This is a genomic window from Streptomyces subrutilus, assembly GCF_001746425.1.
In the GTDB taxonomy this organism is placed as follows: domain Bacteria; phylum Actinomycetota; class Actinomycetes; order Streptomycetales; family Streptomycetaceae; genus Streptomyces; species Streptomyces subrutilus_A.
The window spans coordinates 6,708,997-6,728,932 of the sequence record NZ_MEHK01000001.1; the positions used below are offsets into that span (position 1 = coordinate 6,708,997).

Sequence of the window (19,936 nt, forward strand, 5' to 3'; positions counted from 1 at the left end):
GGTCCGCCCACGCGTTCCGCCCACCCGTTCCGCCCACCCGTTTCGCATCACTCGTTCCGCACCACCCAGGAGTACTCCGATGACGCTCACCGACCAGGCCGCCGCCGAGGCCGCCCCCGCCCGGCAGGTACTGCCCGCCGAAGAGCGGTACGCCGCCGAACTCGCCTTCCTGGCCGCCCAGGACCCCGGCCCCCGCCCGCCCGGCTGGGCGCTGACCCCGCGCAACGTCGTCACCTTCGTCTGCGGCAGCGACGGAGCCCAACTCGCCCTGCCCCAGGGCGGCGCCAAGCACGTCATCGCCCCCAAGTTCGTCGGCGAACGCGCCCTCGTGGAGCGCTGCGTGGTCACCCTCGCCGGAGAGCGCGGCCTGCTGCTCACCGGCGAGCCGGGCACGGCCAAGTCCATGCTCAGCGAACTGCTCGCCGCCGCCGTCTGCGGCACCAGCTCGCTCACCGTCCAGGGCACGGCCGGGACCACCGAGGACGCCTTCCGGTACGGTTGGAACTACGCCCTGCTGCTCGCCCAGGGGCCGAGCGCGGGAGCCCTCGTCGACTCGCCGGTGCTCTCCGCCATGCGGACCGGGCGGGTGGTCCGCGTCGAGGAGATCACCCGCTGCCTGCCCGAGGTCCAGGACGCGCTGGTGTCGATCCTGTCCGACCGGCGGGTCACCGTGCCCGAACTGACCGCCACCGAGGACGCGGTGGTGTCCGCCGCCCCCGGCTTCACCGTCATCGCCACCGCCAACCTGCGCGACCGCGGCGTCTCCGAGATGTCCGCGGCCCTCAAGCGCCGCTTCAACTTCGAGACCGTCGCCCCGATCGCCGACGCGGACGCGGAGGCCACCCTGATCCGCCGCCAGGCGGTAGCCGCGGTCGAGCGGGCCGGGGCCGCCTTCGGAGTCGACGACGCCGTGCTCGACGCGCTCGTCACCGTCTTCCGCGACCTGCGCTCGGGACGCTCCGCCGAGGGCTGGGACGTGGAGCGCCCCGGTACGGTCATGTCCACCGCCGAGGCCGTGCAGGTGGCGGCCTCGCTGGGGGTCGCGGCCGCGTACCTGCCGGGCGGGGACGTGCTGGACCTGCTGCCGGGGCATCTGCTGGGCGTCGTACGCAAGGACGACCCGGCCGACCACGGACGGCTGCTGGGCTATTGGGACGGCCCGGTCCGCCGCCGGGCCGAGGACGGCTCGGCGATGTGGCGCCGCCTGTGGGACCTGCGCGGGAGCCTGCGATGACCCCGCCCGAGACACCGACCGCCGTGCGCGACGCCGCCGGGGCGCTCGCCGACCCGGGTACGCCCGCCGGGGTGGCCGCGGATCCACGGGCGGGAACCGGGGCGTCGGCCGGCCCCGGTGCGCCCGCCGGGGCGCCTGCGGATCCGCGGGCGGGAGCCGAGGCGGCGGGTGAGCCGCGGCCGGCCGTCGAGGTGCTGGCCGCCTGCCGCGCGCCGTACCTGCTCGGTGTGCGCCACCACAGCCCCGCGCTGGCGGCGCTGGTCCCCGAACTGCTGGACGCCTCCGGCGCGGACGTGGTCTGCGTCGAGCTCCCGGCGGACTTCCAGCCGTGGCTCGACCACCTGGCCGACCCGGAGACCCTCGCCCCCGTCGCCCTGGCGGGTACCGGCCGGGACGGCCGCCTGGCCTTCTACCCCTTCGCCGACTTCTCCCCGGAACTGGCCGCGATCCGCTGGGCCGCCGCCCACGGTGCGACCGTCCTGTGCTGCGACCTCCCCCTGTCCGCCGACGCCTGGACCCTGCCGGACGCGGCCGCCGATCCGTCACCGCACGGGGCGGTCCCCGGCCACGGCCCGGCGCCCGCACGCGACCGCACCTTCGCCGACGCGCTGACCGCCGCCGGGACCGGCCGGGACGGCGAGGACATGTGGGACCGTGCCGTCGAGGTGCTCGCCCCCGGCTGCGCCCCGGAAGCCGTACGGCGGGCCGCACTCGGTGTCGGATGGGCGCTGCGCGCGGACGCCGCCACCGTCCCGGCGACGGACCTTGCCCGCGAGTCCCACATGCGTGAGGTGATCGCGGGCGCCCTCGCCGCGGGCCACCGCGTGGCGGCCGTGATCGGCGCCTTCCACGCGCCGGCCCTCCTGGGCGTACCCGCCGCGGCCGCTCCTGCCGCCACAGCCGCCGCCGACGCGGCCACGGCCCCCGCAGGGCCGCGGCGGGCTGCCGGCCGCGGGCGCCCGTCGGGAGCCGGAGGGCAGGGCGGGGAACAGGCCGTCACCTCGCTCGTGCCGTACTCGTTCGACCTGCTCGACTCCCGCTCCGGCTACCCCGCCGGGATCCGGGATCCGCTCTGGCAGCAGGCCGTCCTGCAGGCCGGCGGGGAGCCCCGCAGGGTCCGGGAGGCGGCCTCCGTCGCCGTCACCGGGGTCTGCCGGGAACTGCGCGGGGCCGGGCACACCGCGGGGACCGGCGAGGCCGCCGAGACCCTGCGGCTCGCCTGCGACCTGGCCGTCCTGCGCGGCCTCCCCGCACCCGGCCGGGGCGAACTCCTCGAAGCCGTCACCACCGTCCTCGGGCAGGGCGAACCGCTCGGCCGCGGCCGGGCGCTGGCCCGCGCCCTCGAAGCGGTGGTCGTCGGCACCGCGCGCGGCCGGATCACCCCGCACGCCCCCCGCTCCGGCCTCGGCCCCTCCGTCGAGGCCGAGCTGACGGAGCTGCGGCTGCCCGGCCCCGACGAGCCCGCCCCGCGCGAGGTCCGCCTCGACCCGCTGCGCTCGGCCCTCGACGGCCGCCGCGAGATCCTCCTCCAGCGGCTCCTGGTCTGCGGAGCCTCCTACGGAGAACCCCTCGACGTCGCCACCACCGGCGACGGCACCGCGCTCGGCACCAAATGGCGGCTGTCCTGGACGCCTTCCGTCCCGGCCCGGCTCGATCTCGCCGGGGTCCGCGGCGTCACCGCCGCCCAGGCCGCCGCCGGCACCCTCCGCGACACCGCCCGCCGCGCCGCCGCCGACGGCGGACCGACCCCGGCCCAGATCCTCGCCGGGCTGGCCGCCGCCGCGCGCTGCGATCTGCCCGAGCTGGTCGACGCACGCCTCCACGAGGCGGCCACCGTCCTGCCGCGGACCGCGACCCTGCCCGAACTCCTCGACGCCCTCGACCTCCTGGAGGCCCTCCACCGCGGCCATCTCCCCGGCACCGGCGCCGGGTCCCGCGCCACCGCCGCCGCGCTCGGCGTGGACTTGCTCGAAGCTGCCGTCCGCTCCCTGCCGGGCCTCGCCGGCAGCGCGGACCCCGCCGACGCCGCGGCCCTCGTGGCCCTCGCCGACCGCGCCGCCGCCCACCACCTCGGGCTGCGCACCGACGAGGCCCTCGCCGCCCTGGCCGCTTCCGCCTCCCCGCTGATCCAAGGCGCGGCCCTGGCCGTACGGGTCCTCCTCGACCTCGATCCGGCAGCCCGGCTCGGCGAGCGCGCGGCCGGCTGGATCGACGGCGCGACCGCCCCCGACGGGCGCCGCGCCCTGACCCGCCGGCTCGGCGGGGTCCTCACCGCCGCGGGACCGCTCCTGCAGTCCTCCCCGGCCGCGCTCACCCCGCTCCTGGACCGGGTCGAGCACCTCGGGGACCAGGAGTTCCTCGACCGCCTTCCCGCCCTGCGCGGCGGCTTCGACACCTTGTCGCCCGCCGCCCGGGACCGGTTGCTGCACACCGTCGGCGAGCGGCTCGGCGACCGGGTCGACCTCGCGCTCGACGCGCCGCCCGCGCTGCTCGCCCTCTGGGCCGCCGCCGACGCCGCCGGACTCGCCGCCCTGGCGGAACTCCCGCTGCCCGACACGGCCGTACCGGCCCGGGACCGGACCCGAGCGCCCGCCCCGGCGCCGGAGACCGCCGGGGCCCCGCGCCCGCCCGCCGCGGCCGGCCCGCGGCTCGCCCCCGCCGACCGCTGGCGGCTGCTGCTCGGCCGCGAGCGCGACCGGCTCCCCGCCGGGGCCCGCCGCTACGCCCACGCCCTCGACGAGCTCTACGGCGCCGGCCGCGGCGAAGGCTCCAGCGACCTCGACGGCGGTCGGGGAGGAGCGGGCGGCCAAGGCGGCGGCCGGGAAGCCTCCTTCCCCACCGCCCGGGAGTGGTCGCAGGAGCTGGAGGCGCTGTTCGGGGCCGAGGTACGGGAAGAGGTACTGGGCGGGGCGGCCGAAGCGGGCCGCACCGACGTGCTCGCCCAGCTCGACCCGGCGTCCGTACGGCCCTCCGTGGAGCTGCTGAGCTCCGTCCTGTCGCTGGCCGGCGGGATGCCCGAGGCGCAGCTCGCCCGGCTGCGGCCCCTGGTCAGGCGGCTGGTCGACGAACTGGCCAAGGAGCTGGCGACCCGGCTGCGCCCCGCCCTCTCCGGCCTCGCCACCCCGCGCCCCACGCGCCGACCCGGCGGCAGACTGGACCTGGCCCGCACCCTGCGGGCCAACCTCGTGCACAGCCGGCGGCGGGCCGACGGCAGCGTGGTCGTGGTGCCGGAACGGCCCGTCTTCAGCACCCGGGCCAGTCGCGAGAGCGACTGGCGGCTCATCCTGGTCGTCGACGTGTCCGGCTCGATGGAGGCCTCGGTCATCTGGTCGGCGCTGACGGCGGCCGTGCTGGGCGGCGTACCGACCCTGTCCACCCACTTCCTCGCCTTCTCCACCCAGGTCCTGGACCTCACCGACCGGGTCGATGACCCGCTGTCGCTGCTGCTGGAGGTCCGGGTCGGCGGCGGTACGCACATCGCCGCCGGACTCGCGCACGCCCGCACGCTGATGACCGTGCCGAGCCGCACCCTCGTCGTCGTGGTCAGCGACTTCGAGGAGGGCGCCCCGATCGGCGGGCTCCTCGGCGAGGTCCGCGCGCTGGCCGCCTCCGGGGCCCACCTGCTCGGCTGCGCCGCGCTCGACGACACGGGCACGCCCCGGTACTCGGTCCCGGTGGCCCGGCAACTCGTCGCCGCCGGGATGCCGGTGGCCGCCCTCAGCCCGCTCGCCCTCGCCCGCTGGGTGGGCGACCGACTCCGTGGAGAAGCCCGTTGACCACCGCACTGCCGCCCGTCGCACCCGAGGTGCTCGCCAAAGCCGTCGAGCAGCTCAGCGCGCGGCTGCGCAAGAAGCTGGACGCCGCCACCGAGAGCTGCGGTGCGCTCGCCACGCGCGGGCCGGACGGGGTCGTCGTCCTCGCCTTCGGGGAGGACGCCGTCGTCACGCTGCGGCCCGGCCCGGGCGGGGCGGTCACCGAGTCCGGCCAGGCCGCCTGCACCTGCCTGCTGGCCCCCCGCTGCCTCCACCGCGCCGCCGCCCTGGGAGCCGCCCCCCTGGCAGACCCGGGCCCGCACCCGGCCGAGCCGCTGTGGGAATCGGCCCCGGCCCCCGACGCGGCCCCCACCCAGCCCCCGGCCTCCGGCCCGACCCACGCCCAGTCTCCGGCCCTGGTCCGGGTGCCCGACACTGCTGCGGCCCCAGACCCGGCCGCGGCTTCCGACCCGGTCCCGGCCTCCGGTGCGGATTCGGCCCTGGTCCGGGTGCCCGACACTGCTGCGGCCCCAGGCCGGGCCCCGGCCCTGGCTCCGGCCCCGGGCCAGGTCCCCGACGCGGCCGTGCTTCCGGACGGGACGACGGCCGCGCCGGTATTCGCCCAGCCGGCCGCGGTTCATGCGGCGGCTCATGCGGCGGCCCAGGCGGGCGCCACCCCCGCGGCCGCGCTCACCGAAGCGCAACGCCGGGCCGCGCACGGGCTCTGGCGGGTCGCCGCCGAGGCGCTCGCCGCCGGGGTCACCGCCGGAGGAGCCGTCGTGCAGGCCGAGTTGCTGCGCGCAGCGCACACCGCCCGACTCGCCGGGCTGCCGCGCGCCGAGGCCGCCGCGCTGCGCGTCGTACGGGGCCTGCGCGCCGCCCGCGGGCAGCAGGCCGGGCAGCGCCTCGGTGCGCTCACCGAGGCCTTCCGCGAACTCCTGCGCACCGCCGCCCTGCTGGCCGCCGGTCGCGCCGATCCCGCCCTGACCGGCACCGCCCGCCGCGCCTACGCGCCCGGCGGCAGCCTCCAGGTGTACGGCCTGTGCCGGGAGCCCGTGCTCTCGGCCACCGGCTACGGGGGCGTGGTCACCCACCTGCTGGCCCCGGACGGAGCCGCGTACTCCCTCTCCGACGTACGTCCCGGCGGACTCGCCCGCGCCCGCGGTGCGGGATCGGCCTCCGTCACCCTCGGCGGGGCCGTCCTCGACCACGCGGGGCTGGCCCGCGGCGGCCTGCGCATCGTCGGCGCGACCGTCTCCCCGGAAGGCCGGCTCGGCGCCGGGCGCGGGGTCAAGGCGACCCCGCTGCGCGGCATCCCGTGGACCGAGGAGCCCGCCGCGGCGCTCTTCGCCCGGCCCGCGGCCGAGGCGGTCGCCGACCGGCCCGCGGACCCGGACGGCGCCGAACCCGCCCTGCTCGGCTGCGAGGTCGCCGTCGTCGGCGCGGCCGGGGAGCACCTCCTGGTGCGCGAGCTGCGGCCGGGTGCGCCCCTGCTGCGGCTGCGGCCAGCACACCCGCACCCCGAGCTGGCGCACACGGCGAACCTGCGCCGCCTCGCCTCGTATCCCGGCCTGCACCTGCGCGTCCTGGGGCGCCCCGACCTGGACCGGGCCGCCACCCTGAGCCCCCTGGCCGTCGGCCCGGTGCCCGGTGCGCGGTACACCCTGCGGCTGCCCGAGGAGTGGCTGGGCCGGGCGGACCTCGGCTACGACCGCCTCCAGGGCGCCCACTTCCCGCCCCGGGCCACCGCCGACCCCGCCCCCGCCCCGGCTCCCGTCGGCCCGGACCCGCTGGCCGACTCCCCGCTGTGGCGCGTACGCCGCCTCCTGGAGACCGGGGTCGCGGGCGGCCGCCGAGCGGTGGCCGAGGCGGCGCGGGGCGCCGAACCCCTCGCCGCCTACGGCCCGCTGCGCCGGGCCGGGCTCACCGGCGCGGCGGACCTGGCCGCGGACCTGGCCGCCGAGGCCGACCGCCGCCCCCGCGACGCCTTCGGCCGCCTCGCCGACCCTTCCGCAGAGGGCTACGCCCACGCCTGGCTGTCGACGGCCACCCATCTGGCAGCGGCGGAACGCTCCCTGGTCTCCGCGTCCTGGGCGGCCACCCCGGACGCTTGATCCGCACGCAGCCACTCACCCAGCACGACGAGGTCGGCCCCGGTGAGGCCCCGCCCCGGATCCACCCGGTACAGCAGGGCCCGGCCGGGGTGACACACGGCGACCCGGGCCCGGTCGGCGCCGGTGATCTCGTCGTCGACCAGGGGCCAGGTCAGCGACGGGCGGTGGGCCGGGGCCAGTGGGTGTCCCACAGGGCGCAGTGGTGTTCGGTGCGGGCGTCGGTCGGGTGGGTTCCGGACGGGCCCGGGGCCAGGGACAGGGCCCGGGGCTGCCGGGGGTCGAAGCGGCGCCAGGGCGGGGAGCCCGGTGAGCTGGGGTCGCCGGTGCGGGCGAAGGCGGTCCAGTAGTCGATCATCCGGTCCGCCAGCGCCCGCTGTGGGGGCGCCAGCGGTGCCAGATCGAAGAGGTACGGCAGCTCGAAGCCGTGCGAGGCGCCGTACGGCAGCCCCGGCACCTCCGGCAGGCCGGTGGAGTTGGGCGCCCCGCGGTCGGAGAACCGGTAGGCGTACGTCGGCACGTGCCGGGCCAGCGCACCGCTGTCCCGCAGCGTCGGGCAGGTGAACGAGGCGTCGGACAGCAGGGTCGCCCAGGCCGCCGCCGGCGTCGGATGGGCCGCGACCGGATAGCCGGCCTCGACGGCGCGGGCCGTCGAGGTGCCGAACGACCGCTCCAGGCGGGCCCGGTAGGCGGCCTCGTCGCCCATCGGGTACACCGCCAGGGTCGGCCCGAGGAAGATCCGCATCTCGTCCCGGGTGCTGCCCTGCATCACCGGCACCCGGTGGAACCGCCCGGTCTCCAGGGCCCGTCGGGGCTCCACGGGCAGGAGGGCGCCACCATAAGGGACCTTGGAGAAGGTCTGCATCAGCTCCGGGGTCGCCAGCTCGCGGACGTCCAGCCGGCGCAGGCAGTCCAGTACCCCCTCGGGGCCCTCGCAGCCGAGCCGGGCCGCCGCCAGGACCCCGGCCGAGACCGTGGTCCGCTCGGGCACGAAGGGTTCGTACGCACCGACCGTCGGCAGCAGCGACCACGGCGGCATCACCGTCGAGCACGACCCGCTCTGCACGATCGCCCGGTGGAAGAGCCCGGCCGAGGCGGGGGAGGTGAGGTGGGCGCAGACACCGAGGGCGCCCGCCGACTCGCCGAACACCGTGACGTTGCGCGGGTCGCCGCCGAACCGGCCCGCGTTCGCCCGCACCCAGGCCAGCGCCGCCCGCTGGTCGGCGAGGGCGAAGCCGGGAGCCCCGCCGAGTTCCGGATGGCCGAACAGGCCGAAGACGCCCAGCCGGTAGTTGACGGTCACGACGACCACGCCGCCCCGCACGGCGAGCCGTTCGGGCCGGAACAGGTCCCCCGCGCCGTTGACGAAGCCCCCGCCGTGGAACCAGACCATGACGGGCCGCCCCGCCGCGCCCCGGGCGGGGGTGGCCGAGGGCACGGTGACGTTCAGGTACAGGCAGTCTTCGGAGCCGCTCGGCCCGCCGGGCCCGAGCGCGGGCAGCTGCACACAGCGCGGGCCCGGGGCACCCGCGTCGCGCACGCCCTCCCACCGGCGCGCCGGCTCCGGAAGCCGCCAGCGCAGTGCGCCGGTCGGGGGAGCGGCGTACGGGACGCCCTCGAAGGCCAGGTGGGTCCCGCGGCTCAGGCCGCGCACCCGTCCGCGGTCGGTTTCGACGACGGGCCGGTCCACGACGGGCCGGTCCCCGACGGGCCGGTCCCCGACGGACCGGTCCACGACGACGGGCCGTTCGACCGCGGGCCCCTCGGGGCCCGGAGCAGCGGCCGTCAGCAGCGGTAGGGCCGTCAGCGCCAGTGTCACCGTCAGCGGCCGTACCAACCGGCGCCACAACCTCCGCACATCGGGCACGCGTCACGCCTTTCCCCAGGGCCGGGGCGGAGCGCCCGGCGCCCCCGTTTGCCCGCCCCGAATGGCGCAGTGGGCGGATCTGGCCGTCAATGTAACAAAGCGTGCGCTTCCCATGACGCACGATGACCGGCGCGCGATGTGTAGACCCGCGTGTCGGCGAACGGAGTTTTCCATGAATGACCCCATCACCCTCGCGGCGACGGACCGAGAAGACCGCCACGAGACCCCCGACACCACCCTTCCGGACGCTCCGGGCCCGGAGCCCCTGCGCACCCTGCCGGACACGGCGGCCACCTGCCGCCCCCTGGAGGAGGTCACCGCCCTGGTGAGCCTCCTCAAGGACACCGGCCGGCAGCCCAACCCCGGACACGAGGCCCTGCGCACCGCCGCGGTGACCCGTCCCGTGCACGAAGTGCGGGAGATGGTCGCCCTGCTAGGCGAACCGCAGCACGAGGTCGAGGCGGCGGACATCACGCTGCGCGCCGCCGCCGTCGGACGGCCGATCGAGGACGTGGCCCTGCTCGTCACGATTCTCGGCACGGAGGAGTCCGGTCGGCCCGCCACGCGGTCCGAGGTGCTCGACGAGTCCGGGGAGGGCCGGGCCGGGCCGCCGGGACCGCCCGACCCCGCCGACGAGCCGTACGAGGAGGAGCCGTACGAGCCGCCGTACCGGGAGCTGTCCGACGCCCCGCACGAGAAGCCGCGCCGGCGTCCAGAGCCGGCCCCCGAACCGGCCCGCACGGAGCCCGCCCGCTCGGGACCGCCGGTGCTGCGGCACATGCTGCGCGGGCCGGTGGCCATCGCGCTGCTGCTCACCGGCGCGCCGCACCTGCCCATGGACCTGGCGGCCCTGTCGTCGGCGGCTCCCCTGGACTTCCTGCCGCTCCTCGTCACGGTGCTGTGCATCGGCTGCGGGGCGCTGCTGGCGTTGCGGGACACCCCGCTGGTGTGGCGGGCCGCGGCGGTGACGGCCCTCGGCGTGGTCGCCCTGCACGTGTTCGGGGGCGCGGCGGCCGTCGACCCCCTGGCCGGCGCGGTCGGCGGTTCCGTCACCTGGGCGGGCAGCGTCGTCATGCTCAGCGCGGCGGCCGGAGCCGTCCTCGCGGGAGTGGCGCTGAGGAACCCGCGGGAGAACGCGGCCTGATCCGGCGGTGACCGAGCGGCACCCCGCGCGCACGGCGCACGGGGTGCCGCTTCGTGTCAGGAGGGCCACGCAGGCAGGGCCGGGGCGGGAAGGGGCCGGGCCGGGAGCTCCCGACGGCCGCGTCACGCCAGGAGGTTCACCGCCCGGGTGAACACGCGCGGGAGCCGGGCCGCCAGCGGGACGATCCGGCGGGCGAGCGGCGGCCGGTGGCGCGCCCACAGCAGGGACTCGGTGAGCGTGCGGTAGCCGCGCGACAGCTCCCGCCAGGCCTGTTCGTAGGCCTGCGGCCGCCCCGCCCGTACGCAGCGCACGAGTTCGCCCGCCGCCGTGAGGGCAAGGGTCAGGCCCTCGCCCGTCAGCGCGTCCACGTACCCGGCCGCGTCCCCGACGAACAGCACGCGCCCCGATACCCGTACCCGGGCCCCTTGGCGCAGCGGCCCTGCCCCGCGCACCCGCGCCCCGGGGGACGCGGGCAGCCGCGCCGCCAGCAGCGGGAACCGGGCGAGCTGGACGTCGAACGGGGCCTGCTCGCCGGTGAGTACGGCCACGCCGACGCGGTCGGGGCCGAGCGGGGTGACGTACGCCTCGCAGTGCTCCGCCCAGTGCACCTCGACGAGGTCGCTCCACGGTTCGACGGTGTAGTGGCGGCGCAGCCCGTAGCGTGCCGGCCGGCCGTGCGCGGGCGGCGCGGACAGGCCGAGCGCGCGCCGGACGGGGGAGTGCAGGCCGTCGGCGGCGACGAGGTAGCGGGCCGTGAGCCCCGCCGCGTCGACGCCGTCGCCGGACTGGCTGACCGTTTCGACGCGGCCGCGGACCACCCGTACGCCCAGCCGCGCGGCGCGCTGTGCCAGCGCGGCCTGGAGCACGGTCCGGCGCACGCCCATACCGGGACCGGAGTGGAACAGGCCGTCCGCGTGCCGACCGCTCAGGCCGTCCACGTAGCGGATGCCGCGGAACGGCTGCCCGGGCACGTCCACGCCCAGCTCCCGCAGCCGGGCGACCGCCCCCGGCATCAGGCCCTCTCCGCAGGCCTTGTCCACGGGGGTGGGCCGCGGTTCGACGACCACTACCTCCAGGCCCGCCCGTGCGCCGTGGATGGCCGTCGCGAGGCCCGCCGGGCCGCCGCCGGCGATCAGTAGGTCGATCACGAGGGGGAGCCGGCCGCCGGTACGGAGGCGGGGGCGCGCAGCCGTCCGCCGTCCGTCAGCGCGGCGTCCTCGCAGCCGATCCGCACCCGCAGGAGCAGCAGGTTGAGCGCGGTGAACCCGAGGGCGGTCAGCCAGGCGGTGTGCACGAGCGGCAGCGCGACGCCCTCCACCACCACCGCCACGTAGTTGGGGTGGCGCATCCACCGGTACGGGCCGGCCGCCACCAGCGGCAGTCCGGGCACGACCAGCACCCGGGTGTTCCAGCGCGGTCCGAGGGTCGCGATGCACCACCAGCGCAGGCCTTGCGCCGCGAGGGCGAAGGCGAGCGCCGTCCAGCCGAGCGCGGGCAGGAACGGCCGCCCGGCGGCCCAGGGTTCCACCACGCAGCCCACCAGCAGCGCGGTGTGCAGGGCGACCATCACGGGGTAGTGGCCGCGGCCGTACTCACGGCCGCCGCGGGCCAGGCTCCACGCCGCGTGGCGGCGGGCCGTGGCCAGTTCGGCGAGCCGCTCGGCCGCGACGAGGCCGATGAGCAGCAGGTACCAGGTCATGGACGGAGTGAGGGCCATGGAGTCACCAGCCAGGGGGAGTGGGGCGGCCACAGCAGTGGTCACCAGCGGAGCAGGACGAGTTCGGAGGCGAAGCCCGGCCCGAAGGCGAGCATCAGCCCGACCGATCCGGGCGGCGGCGGCCCCGCGCTCTGTACGCCGCCCAGGATGTGCAGGACCGACGCCGAGGAGAGGTTGCCGACGGCGGCCAGCGAGCGGTGGCTCGCCGCGAAGGCCGACGCGGGCAGGGCCAGCGCCTCGCCCAACGCGTCGAGGATCTTCGGGCCGCCCGGATGGCAGATCCAGGTGTCGACGTCCGAGGGCTTGAGGTCGTGTGCGGCGAGGAAGTCCTCCACCTCCTCGGCCACGTGCAGCCGTACCAGCTCGGGCAGTTCGCGGCCGAGGACCATGCGCATCCCCCAGTGGCCGATGTCCCAGCCGAGCAGGTGCTCGGTGCCGGGGTAGAGGCGGCTGCGCGCGGCCACCACCGAGGGTCCGGCGCCGGTGGCGTGCAGGGGGTGCTCCTCGCCCACCGCGACGAGCGCGCCCGCCCCGTCGCCGAACAGGGCCCCGGCCACCAGGTTCGCCATCGATGCGTCCGTGGACTGCAGGGTGAGGGAGCAGAGTTCGGTGGACAGCAGCAGGGCCGCGTGGCCGGGCCGGCCCGTCAGGTGGTCGTGGAGGTGGCCGACGCCCGCGGCGCCCGCCGCGCAGCCCAGTCCGAAGAGCGGTACCCGCCGCACGTCGGGACGCAGTCCGGCGCGTGCGGCGAGGCGGGCCTCCAGCGAGGGCGTCGCGAGCCCGGTCACGGTGGTCGACATGACGAGGTCGATCTCCGCCGCCGCCATCCCGGCCTCGGCGAGGGCGAGCGCGAGGGCCCGGCCGCCGAGTTCGAGGGCCGCCTGCAGGAACAGGGCGTTCGTGGTGCCGAAGTCGTTGGACGGTCCGTACCGATCCAGTGGGAGGGCGAGGTGGCGGCTCTGTACGCGCACCGAGGCGTGCACCCTGCGCAGCAGGGCGGTGTCGGAGCCCGGCGGCAGGAAGCGGGCGAGTGCGGCCGTGATCTCGGCCTGCGGATGGAGATGGGGCGGGAACACGCTGCTCACTGCCAGGACACGCGTCATTCGCTCACCATAGAAAACAACTGACACATCATTACGAATCAGGCAAACCGGGCGCGGCGCGGCATAGCGTGTCACCGTGCCCGCACGAACCCCGGCAGCCGGACCCGCCCCCGCCGCCACGGCTGCCGCAGCCACCGACCCGACCGCCACCGCCACGACCGCCGCGCCCGTACGCCGCCCGCGCGGCGGTTCGGCCGCGGGGCTGCTGGCGGCCTGCCATCCGCTGCCGGCCGCGGCCGTCACCCTCTTCGCCGCGGCGCTGGCGGCCGCCGCCGGGCGCGACCTCGCGGGCGGGGCCGCCGCGGTGGGCGCGGTCGCCGCCGGGCAGCTCTCGGTCGGCTGGAGCAACGACCGGGCCGACCTGCGGCGCGACCGGGCCGTGGGGCGCCGGGACAAACCGCTGGTCGCGGGTACGGTGCGGCCCGCCGCCGTGACCGGTGCGGCCGGCCTGGCCCTCCTGCTCTGCGTCCCCCTCTCGCTGGCCGGCGGGCTGCTCGCCGGAACCGTGCACCTCGTCGGGGTGGCGGCCGCCTGGGGGTACAACCTGTGGCTGAAGCGCACGGCCGCGTCCTGGCTCCCGTACGCCCTGGCCTTCGGCCTGCTGCCCGCCTTCGTCACCCTGGGCCTGCCGGGCGCGCCGTGGCCGCCGCTGTGGCTCACGGCGGCGGCCGCTCTGCTGGGGGCGGGGGCGCATTTCGCCAACGTGCTGCCGGACATCGCCGACGACCTGGCCACCGGGGTCGCGGGCCTGCCCCAGCGGCTCGGCGTCCGGTGTTCGGCCGCGCTCGCCGCGCTGCTCGTGCTCGGCTCGGCCGCCGCCCTGGTGGTGGGCCCGCCCGGGCGGGTGACGGCGTACGGCTGGGGCCTGCTGGCGGGGACGGCGGCGCTGCTGCTCCTGGCGTCCCGGCGCCCCGCCGGACGGCTCCCCTTCCTGGCCGTACTGGCCGTCGCCGGAGCCGATGTCCTGCTGCTGGTGGTCCAGCTCAGGCCGGCCTAGTACGGGTACGGGTCCATTCCAGGAGCTGCTCGGCCGGCCAGGTGTTGATCACGTGCTCGGCCGGGACCCCGCATTCCGCGGCCCGTTCGCAACCGGCCATCTGCCAGTCCAGCTGGCCGGGGGCGTGGGCGTCGGTGTCGATCGCGAAGGAGGTCCCGGCGGTAACGGCGAGGCGCAGCAGCTCCCGGGGCGGGTCCAGCCGCTCGGGGCGGCTGTTGATCTCCACGGCGGTGCCGGACTCCGCGCAGGCCGCGAAGACGGCCTCGGCGTCGAACCGGGACGGGGGTCGGGTGCGGCCGGTCACGAGCCGCCCCGTGCAGTGGCCCAGTACGTCCATCAGGGGGTTGCGCACGGCCGCCAGCAGCCGCCGGGTCATGGCGGGAGCCTCCATCCGCAGCTTCGAATGGACGGAGCCGACGACGAGGTCGAGCTCGTCGAGGAGCTCCGGCTCCTGGTCCAGCGACCCGTCGTCGAGGATGTCGCACTCGATGCCGGTCAGCAGCCTGAACGGCGCCCAGGCCTCGTTGAGCTCCGCCACCACCCGCAGCTGTTCGCGCAGCCGCTCCGGGGAGAGCCCCCGGGCGACCGTGAGCCGCGGGGAATGGTCGGTGAGCACCGCGTACTCGTGCCCGAGCGAGGCCGCGGCCCGGCCCATCGCCTCGATCGTGCTGCCTCCGTCGGACCAGTCCGAGTGCACGTGGCAGTCCCCGCGCAGCGCCGCCCGCAGGGCGGTGGCGGCGGGCGTGGCCGGCGGGCCCTGGGGGAGCGCGGCGACCTCGTCCTCCAGCTTCTGCAAGTAGGCCGGGACGGCTCCGCCGAGCGCCTCCCGCACCACCTGGGCGGTCTTGGGGCCGATGCCCTTGACCGCTTCCAGGGAGCCGGCGGCCACGCGCTCGGCCGTCTCCCGCTCGCCCAGGTGCTGGACGGCGGCCGCGGCTGTACGGAAGGCCCGTACCCGGTAGGTGGGCTCCTGGGCGCGCTCCAGCAGGAACGCGATCCGGTCCAGCGCCGCCACCGGGTCCATCGGCCCACCTCCTGCCTTCCGGACCCAGTGTCCGGTGATCCGGCTGGTTACGCCTCTTCCGGGACGGCGGCGTCGAGCGCGGCGGTGAGGCGGTTCAGGCGGGCCTGGAGCTCGAGGATCTCGGTCAGCTCGAAACCGGTCGCGGCCGCGATCCGGCGCGGGACCTCCACGGCGCGGGCGCGCAGCGCGGCGCCCTCCCCGGTGAGGCGGGCGCGGACGGACCGCTCGTCCTCGGTGCTGCGCTCGCGGCGGACCAGGCCGGCCGCCTCCAGCCGCTTGAGCAGCGGGGACAGGGTCCCGGAGTCCAGGCGCAGGTGCTGCCCGATCTCCTTGACCGGCAGTTCGCCGTGCTCCCACAGCACCAGCATCACGAGGTACTGCGGGTAGGTGAGGCCCAGGTCCTTGAGGACCACGCGGTACAGACCGCCGAAGGCGCGGCTCGCCGCGTTCAGTGCGAAGCAGATCTGGCCGTCCAGGCGAAGGAAGTCCTGGTCGGGGTGGAGTGCGGTCGGCTTCTCGGTCATGGACACCAGTGTACCCGGGGAGGGGATGCGAGGCATTTAATTGTGCGCAACTGAATTGCGTGCTCTAATGGTGGAGCGCGGTCGACCACCGGCCGCCGCAACGGACATTTCTGCGAGAGGAACTCCGATGGACGCGCTGTACACCGCTGTCGCCACTGCCAACGGCCGCGAGGGCCGCACCGTCAGCTCCGACGGCCGGCTCGACCTCGCGCTCGCCATGCCGCCGGCGCTGGGCGGCAACGGAGAGGGCACCAACCCCGAGCAGCTCTTCGCCGCCGGGTACGCCGCCTGCTTCGCCAGCGCGCTCGGCCTGGTCGGCCGGCAGGCCAAGGTCGACACCAGCGAGGTCTCCGTCACGGCCGAGGTCTCCATCGGCAAGGACGGCGCCGGCTTCGGCCTGGCCGCGGTCCTGCGCGTCGAGCTCCCCGAGTCCCTCGCGGGTGAGACGGGCGCCCTGCTGGTCAAGCAGGCGCACGAGGTCTGCCCGTACTCCCGTGCCACGCGCGGCAACATCGACGTGGACCTCGTCATCGAGTAGACGACAGGCGGCCCGATACGCCGGCCGGCCGGCGCCGCGGGTCCGGCCGGCCGGAGATGCCGGGCCCGCGGCGGGCGGCGACCATGGAGGGGCATCGCCCCGCACGGGGGTCGTCCGCCCGGGAGGCGCCAGTGGCGCACACCTATGCAACAGACGTACTGGTCGTGGGCGCGGGTCCGGTCGGACTGACCGCCGCCGCCGAGCTCCGCAGGCGCGGGGTCTCCTGCCGGATCGTCGACCGGCTGCCCGCCCGGCTCCCCTTCGCCAAGGCGGTGGGCATCCAGCCGCGCACCCTGGAACTGTGGGACCGCACGGGACTGGCCCGCGCCGCCATGGAAGCCGCCGTCCCGATGCGCGGGCAGCTCGCCTACCTCAACGGCGCCGAACAGCTCCGCCTCGACTTCCGGCTGCCGCCCGAGGTGCCGTACGGGTTCGCCGCACTGCCCCAGTACGAGACCGAGCGCATCCTCGACGAGTTCCTCGCCCGTTTCGGGACCGCCGTCGAGCGCGGCACCGAACTGGTGTCGTTCGCGCAGGACGCCGACGGGGTGACCGGCCGGCTGCTCACCCCCTCCGGCGCGGAGGAGGAGGTACGCGCCCGGTACCTGGTGGGCTGCGACGGCGCCCACAGCATCGTCCGCAAGGGGCTCGGCCTCAGCTACGAGGGCGGAGCCTTCCCCGAGGAGTTCATGCTCGCCGACGTGGAGGTCGACTGGGACCTGCCGCACGGCTACGCCGTCCGCTCCATGCACCGCGACGCCGCCGGCGCGATCGACGACGTGCTGGTGTGCATCCCGCTGCCCGGCCGCGGCCGGTACCGGGTGTCGATGCTGGTCCCTCCCGAACTCTCCACCGCACAGCAGGCCGACGCGGTCTTTGGCGGCGTCGCGCACGGCCTGCAGACCGGCCGGGCCCCCGCACTCCCCGACATCCAGACCGTCCTGGACCGGCTGTCACCGCAGCCCGCCAACGCCTCGAACATCCGCTGGGCCTCGGTGTTCCGCATCAGCCACCGCATCGTGGACCGGTACGCCGACGGCCGGGTCTTCGTCGCCGGGGACGCCGCCCACATCCACCCGCCGACCGGCGCCCAGGGCATGAACACCGGTATCCAGGACGCCTGGAACCTCGCCTGGAAACTCGCCCTCGCGGTCGACGGCCGGGCCCACCCCGGCCTGCTCGCGAGCTACGACACCGAACGCCGTCCGGTCGGCGAGGAGGTCGTCGGCCGCACCGTCCGGCACGCCGAAGCGGGCGTCCAGGCCGACCCGGACGACCCGGAGACCGTGATGCTGCGCGAGGCCCAACTGCTCGTCGCCTACCGGGGCAGCCCGATCGTGGACCCGCCCGGCGAGGGTCCCGGGCCGCGGCGGGGGGACCGGGCACCCGACTGCGGAGGCCTCACCGGCCCGATCGCCGCCTACCCGCTGCGCCTGTACGACCTGCTGCGCGAGCGCGGACACGTCCTGCTCGTCTACGCAAGCGACCCGGGGGCCGGCCAACTCGCGCGGACGGCACGGGAGTCCTCGGCGGGCCGGATGGAAGCCTGCGCGATCCTCGGCCCCGACGCCCCCGCCGAGACGACCGGCCTGCCCGAATACCGCGACACCGGCGGCGAATTCGCCCGCGTCTACGCCGTGGACGGCCCGGCGGCCTTCGTGATCCGCCCGGACGGCTACCTCGCCGCGCGCCTCGCCCCACCCGACCCGCAGGCGCTGGCGGCCCACCTCGCGACCACCTTCGCCCCGGGCTCCGCGCGGTAGTACCCCGCCCGAAGACACCGGCCGACAGGCCGTTTTGGAATGCCGGAAGATCCTCAATACGATCCGGCGATGATCACAAGAAAACGGCTTGCGGCCCGGGCGTGCGGACTGCTCGCCGCCCTGGCCGTCGGGCTCTTCCCGGCGAGCGCCACCGCCGCCGACGGGCCGACGGCGAAGGAACCCCCGAAGGTCGACCTCGTCCTCGACGTCAGCGGCTCCATGCGGGCCAACGACATCGACGGCCAGTCCAGGATGGCCGCCGCGAAGCAGGCCTTCAACGAGGTCATCGACTCGGTACCCGACGAAGTACGGCTCGGCATACGCACCTTGGGCGCCACCTACCCCGGTGAGGACAAGGCCCTCGGCTGCAAGGACACCCAGCAGCTGTACCCGGTGGGCCCGCTGAACCGGACCGAGGCCAAGACCGCCGTCGCGACGCTCGCCCCCACCGGCTGGACGCCGATCGGCCCCGCCCTGCTCGCCGCCGCCCAGGACCTCGACGGCGGAGAGGGCACCAAGCGGATCGTGCTCATCACCGACGGCGAGGACACCTGCGCCCCGCTCGACCCGTGCGAAGTCGCCCGCGACATCGCCGCCAAGGGCATCCACCTGGTCATCGACACCCTTGGCCTGGTCCCGGACGCCAAGATCCGCGCCCAGCTCACCTGCATCGCCGAGGCCACCGGCGGGACGTACACCTCGGTGCAGCACACCGCCGAACTCTCCAGCAGGGTGAAACAGCTCGTCGACCGGGCGGCCGAACCGGTCGTCAACCCCGTGGCCACCGAGGGCGCGAAGCAGTGCGCGAACGCCCCCCAGCTGAAGCCCGGCCTCTACAGCGACCGCGAGACCTTCGGAGAACACCGCTGGTACCGGGTCGACGTCCGCCCCGGCCAGGAGCTGCGCGCCTCGGTGAGCATCGCCGCCGACCGCGCCGTCGACAACGACTACGGCGTCCTGCTGCGCGCCACCACCGTGCACGGCCGCGAGATCGTACGGGGCTCGGAGGCGGGCGACGGCCGCACCGACGTCCTGTCCGCCGGCCTGCGCTATCCGAAGGCCGAGGCGGACGGAACCGACGACGACGCCGAGGCGGCCGCGGAGACCGTCTGCCTCCAGGTCAGCAACTCCTTCTCCGCCCCCGCCTCCGTCAAGACCACCCCCGGCATGCCCGTCGAACTGACCATCGACGTGGTGGACGGTCCCGACGAGGCGTCCGACGCAGCCGCCTTCGGGCTCGGCCGCGGCTGGTGGCTGCTGGCCGTCCTGGCCCTCGTCGGGCTGGCCGCCGGTGTGGTGTGGGGCTGGATCTCGCGCTGGCGCATCTCCGTCTGGAGGACCAACTGATGCGTACCGTACGCACCCTGACCGCCGGCATGCTGGCCGCGGCCGCCGCCCTCACGGTGACGGGAACGGCCCTGGCCGACACCCCCTCGGCGAGCCCCAGCACCCGCTCCACGTCCGCCGGGCAGGAGGCCGCGCCGACCGAGGCGGGCACCGGCTTCCGGACCGCGGCGGCGTTCCGCCCGGGGCAGAAGGCCACGGCCGACGCGTCCACCGGCGACTACCTCTACTGGGTCGTCCCCGTCGACGCGCAGCAGCGGCTGACCGTGCAGGCCGCCGTCACCCTCCCCGAGGCGAAGAGCCGGCACGGCGCCTCGACCTGGCAGCTCGACGTCTACGACGGACTGCGCCGCCGCCAGGCGTGCGCCTACGGCACGCAGACCCGGGCCGCGGCCCCGGAAGCCGCCACGGTGGAACTGTCCTGCACCCTGCGCACGGTCCGCGCCGGAGCCGAGCAGTGGGCCAACGACCCGCTGCCGGGCAGCTACTACGTACGCCTGACCGTCGTCGACGTCCCGGAGGAGGACCTCGGCCTGCCGATCCGCGCGGCCGTCGAGGCCTCGGTGCACGAGGCCGGCGGAGCCTACGCCGTGGACGGCGCCGTCTCGACTCCGCTGGTCCCCGCCACCGTCACCGGCTCGCTGCGCGAGCCCGAGGACGGCTGGTCCGGCGGCTGGTGGTCGGACCGCTGGATCTGGACCGCGGCGGGCGGGGTGCTCGGCGCCCTCGCGGGCATCCTCGGCTACTCCCTGACGCGCGGCTCGGGCCGCCCGTCCCGGGTGCCGCCCCGCGCCTGACCGGGGCGGCGGCGCGGCAAC

Annotated in this window: 15 protein-coding genes; 9 read left to right on the top strand and 6 right to left on the bottom strand. The window is 76.6% G+C overall.

Going from position 1 to position 19,936, the window contains the following annotated elements:
- Window positions 1-79: 79 nt before the first annotated feature.
- The 3 genes from BGK67_RS30570 to BGK67_RS30580 are packed head-to-tail and all read left to right on the top strand — an operon-like array spanning window position 80 to window position 7,100.
- The gene (locus BGK67_RS30570) at window positions 80-1,234 is read left to right on the top strand and encodes an ATP-binding protein (RefSeq protein WP_069923104.1); all 1,155 of its coding nucleotides are present in this window, start codon (window positions 80-82) and stop codon (window positions 1,232-1,234) included.
- The gene (locus tag BGK67_RS30575; protein ID WP_079154462.1) at window positions 1,231-5,010 is read left to right on the top strand and encodes a vWA domain-containing protein; all 3,780 of its coding nucleotides are present in this window, start codon (window positions 1,231-1,233) and stop codon (window positions 5,008-5,010) included. The genes BGK67_RS30570 and BGK67_RS30575 overlap by 4 nt, the downstream gene beginning before the upstream one ends.
- Window positions 5,007-7,100 (top strand): hypothetical protein, encoded by a 2,094-nt coding sequence (locus BGK67_RS30580; RefSeq protein ID WP_069923105.1) that lies wholly within the window; start codon window positions 5,007-5,009, stop codon window positions 7,098-7,100. The genes BGK67_RS30575 and BGK67_RS30580 overlap by 4 nt, the downstream gene beginning before the upstream one ends.
- A 151-nt stretch (window positions 7,101-7,251) precedes the next feature.
- Here BGK67_RS30580 and BGK67_RS30585 read toward each other — a convergent pair whose 3' ends face one another.
- Window positions 7,252-8,964, bottom strand: a complete 1,713-nt coding sequence (locus BGK67_RS30585; protein WP_244291359.1) for a carboxylesterase/lipase family protein — start codon at window positions 8,962-8,964, stop codon at window positions 7,252-7,254.
- A 172-nt stretch (window positions 8,965-9,136) separates the two neighbouring features.
- Here BGK67_RS30585 and BGK67_RS30590 point away from each other — a divergent pair, with 172 nt between their 5' ends.
- A complete protein-coding gene (locus tag BGK67_RS30590; RefSeq protein ID WP_079154463.1) occupies window positions 9,137-10,108 on the top strand; it encodes a hypothetical protein in 972 nt (323 codons plus the stop codon).
- Between the two features lie 122 nt (window positions 10,109-10,230).
- Here the strand turns inward: BGK67_RS30590 and BGK67_RS30595 are convergent, their stop codons facing one another.
- Genes BGK67_RS30595 through BGK67_RS30605 form a run of 3 tightly spaced genes read right to left on the bottom strand, consistent with a single transcriptional unit; the run spans window position 10,231 to window position 12,928 of the window.
- Window positions 10,231-11,256: an NAD(P)/FAD-dependent oxidoreductase gene (locus tag BGK67_RS30595; protein WP_069923106.1), complete on the bottom strand. Its 1,026-nt coding sequence runs from the start codon at window positions 11,254-11,256 to the stop codon at window positions 10,231-10,233.
- A complete protein-coding gene (locus BGK67_RS30600) occupies window positions 11,253-11,807 on the bottom strand; it encodes an isoprenylcysteine carboxyl methyltransferase family protein (RefSeq protein WP_069924229.1) in 555 nt (184 codons plus the stop codon). The genes BGK67_RS30595 and BGK67_RS30600 overlap by 4 nt, the downstream gene beginning before the upstream one ends.
- A gap of 59 nt (window positions 11,808-11,866) precedes the next feature.
- Window positions 11,867-12,928 carry a type III polyketide synthase gene (locus BGK67_RS30605; RefSeq protein WP_069923107.1) on the bottom strand — a complete coding sequence of 354 codons (1,062 nt, stop codon included), beginning with the start codon at window positions 12,926-12,928 and terminating at the stop codon, window positions 11,867-11,869.
- Window positions 12,929-13,004: 76 nt separating this feature from the next.
- Between BGK67_RS30605 and BGK67_RS30610 the strand changes: the two genes are divergently transcribed.
- The gene (locus BGK67_RS30610) at window positions 13,005-13,925 is read left to right on the top strand and encodes a UbiA family prenyltransferase (protein WP_244291360.1); all 921 of its coding nucleotides are present in this window, start codon (window positions 13,005-13,007) and stop codon (window positions 13,923-13,925) included.
- On the opposite strand, the gene BGK67_RS30615 is transcribed toward BGK67_RS30610, so the two are convergent.
- Both BGK67_RS30615 and BGK67_RS30620 read right to left on the bottom strand, forming a co-directional pair.
- Window positions 13,912-14,949, bottom strand: coding sequence for a PHP domain-containing protein (locus BGK67_RS30615; protein WP_069923108.1), 1,038 nt, complete (start codon window positions 14,947-14,949; stop codon window positions 13,912-13,914). The two genes, BGK67_RS30610 and BGK67_RS30615, sit on opposite strands and share 14 nt — an antisense overlap.
- Before the next feature lie 47 nt (window positions 14,950-14,996).
- A complete protein-coding gene (locus BGK67_RS30620) occupies window positions 14,997-15,473 on the bottom strand; it encodes a MarR family winged helix-turn-helix transcriptional regulator (protein WP_069923109.1) in 477 nt (158 codons plus the stop codon).
- 127 nt (window positions 15,474-15,600) lie between these two features.
- On the opposite strand from BGK67_RS30620, the gene BGK67_RS30625 reads away from it, so the two are divergent.
- The 4 genes from BGK67_RS30625 (at window position 15,601) to BGK67_RS30640 (ending at window position 19,915) form a co-directional block, all read left to right on the top strand.
- Entirely contained in the window at window positions 15,601-16,011 is a 411-nt protein-coding gene (locus BGK67_RS30625) for an organic hydroperoxide resistance protein (RefSeq protein WP_069923110.1), read from the top strand.
- A gap of 131 nt (window positions 16,012-16,142) precedes the next feature.
- Window positions 16,143-17,774, top strand: coding sequence for an FAD-dependent monooxygenase (locus tag BGK67_RS30630; RefSeq protein ID WP_069923111.1), 1,632 nt, complete (start codon window positions 16,143-16,145; stop codon window positions 17,772-17,774).
- Window positions 17,775-17,843: 69 nt separating this feature from the next.
- A complete protein-coding gene (locus tag BGK67_RS30635) occupies window positions 17,844-19,121 on the top strand; it encodes a VWA domain-containing protein (protein ID WP_069923112.1) in 1,278 nt (425 codons plus the stop codon).
- Window positions 19,121-19,915 (top strand): hypothetical protein, encoded by a 795-nt coding sequence (locus tag BGK67_RS30640; RefSeq protein ID WP_069923113.1) that lies wholly within the window; start codon window positions 19,121-19,123, stop codon window positions 19,913-19,915. The genes BGK67_RS30635 and BGK67_RS30640 overlap by 1 nt, the downstream gene beginning before the upstream one ends.
- Window positions 19,916-19,936: the final 21 nt, after the last annotated feature.

Excerpts from the sequence above, each read along its gene's own strand:
- BGK67_RS30640 (WP_069923113.1), top strand. The coding sequence starts at position 19,121 with ATGCGTACCGTACGCACCCTGACCGCCGGCATGCTGGCCGCGGCCGCC.
- BGK67_RS30600 (WP_069924229.1), bottom strand. The coding sequence starts at position 11,807 with ATGACCTGGTACCTGCTGCTCATCGGCCTCGTCGCGGCCGAGCGGCTC.
- BGK67_RS30620 (WP_069923109.1), bottom strand. The coding sequence starts at position 15,473 with ATGACCGAGAAGCCGACCGCACTCCACCCCGACCAGGACTTCCTTCGC.
- BGK67_RS30615 (WP_069923108.1), bottom strand. The coding sequence starts at position 14,949 with ATGGACCCGGTGGCGGCGCTGGACCGGATCGCGTTCCTGCTGGAGCGC.
- BGK67_RS30635 (WP_069923112.1), top strand. The coding sequence starts at position 17,844 with ATGATCACAAGAAAACGGCTTGCGGCCCGGGCGTGCGGACTGCTCGCC.
- BGK67_RS30590 (WP_079154463.1), top strand. The coding sequence starts at position 9,137 with ATGAATGACCCCATCACCCTCGCGGCGACGGACCGAGAAGACCGCCAC.
- BGK67_RS30575 (WP_079154462.1), top strand. The coding sequence starts at position 1,231 with ATGACCCCGCCCGAGACACCGACCGCCGTGCGCGACGCCGCCGGGGCG.
- BGK67_RS30605 (WP_069923107.1), bottom strand. The coding sequence starts at position 12,928 with ATGACGCGTGTCCTGGCAGTGAGCAGCGTGTTCCCGCCCCATCTCCAT.
- BGK67_RS30570 (WP_069923104.1), top strand. The coding sequence starts at position 80 with ATGACGCTCACCGACCAGGCCGCCGCCGAGGCCGCCCCCGCCCGGCAG.
- BGK67_RS30625 (WP_069923110.1), top strand. The coding sequence starts at position 15,601 with ATGGACGCGCTGTACACCGCTGTCGCCACTGCCAACGGCCGCGAGGGC.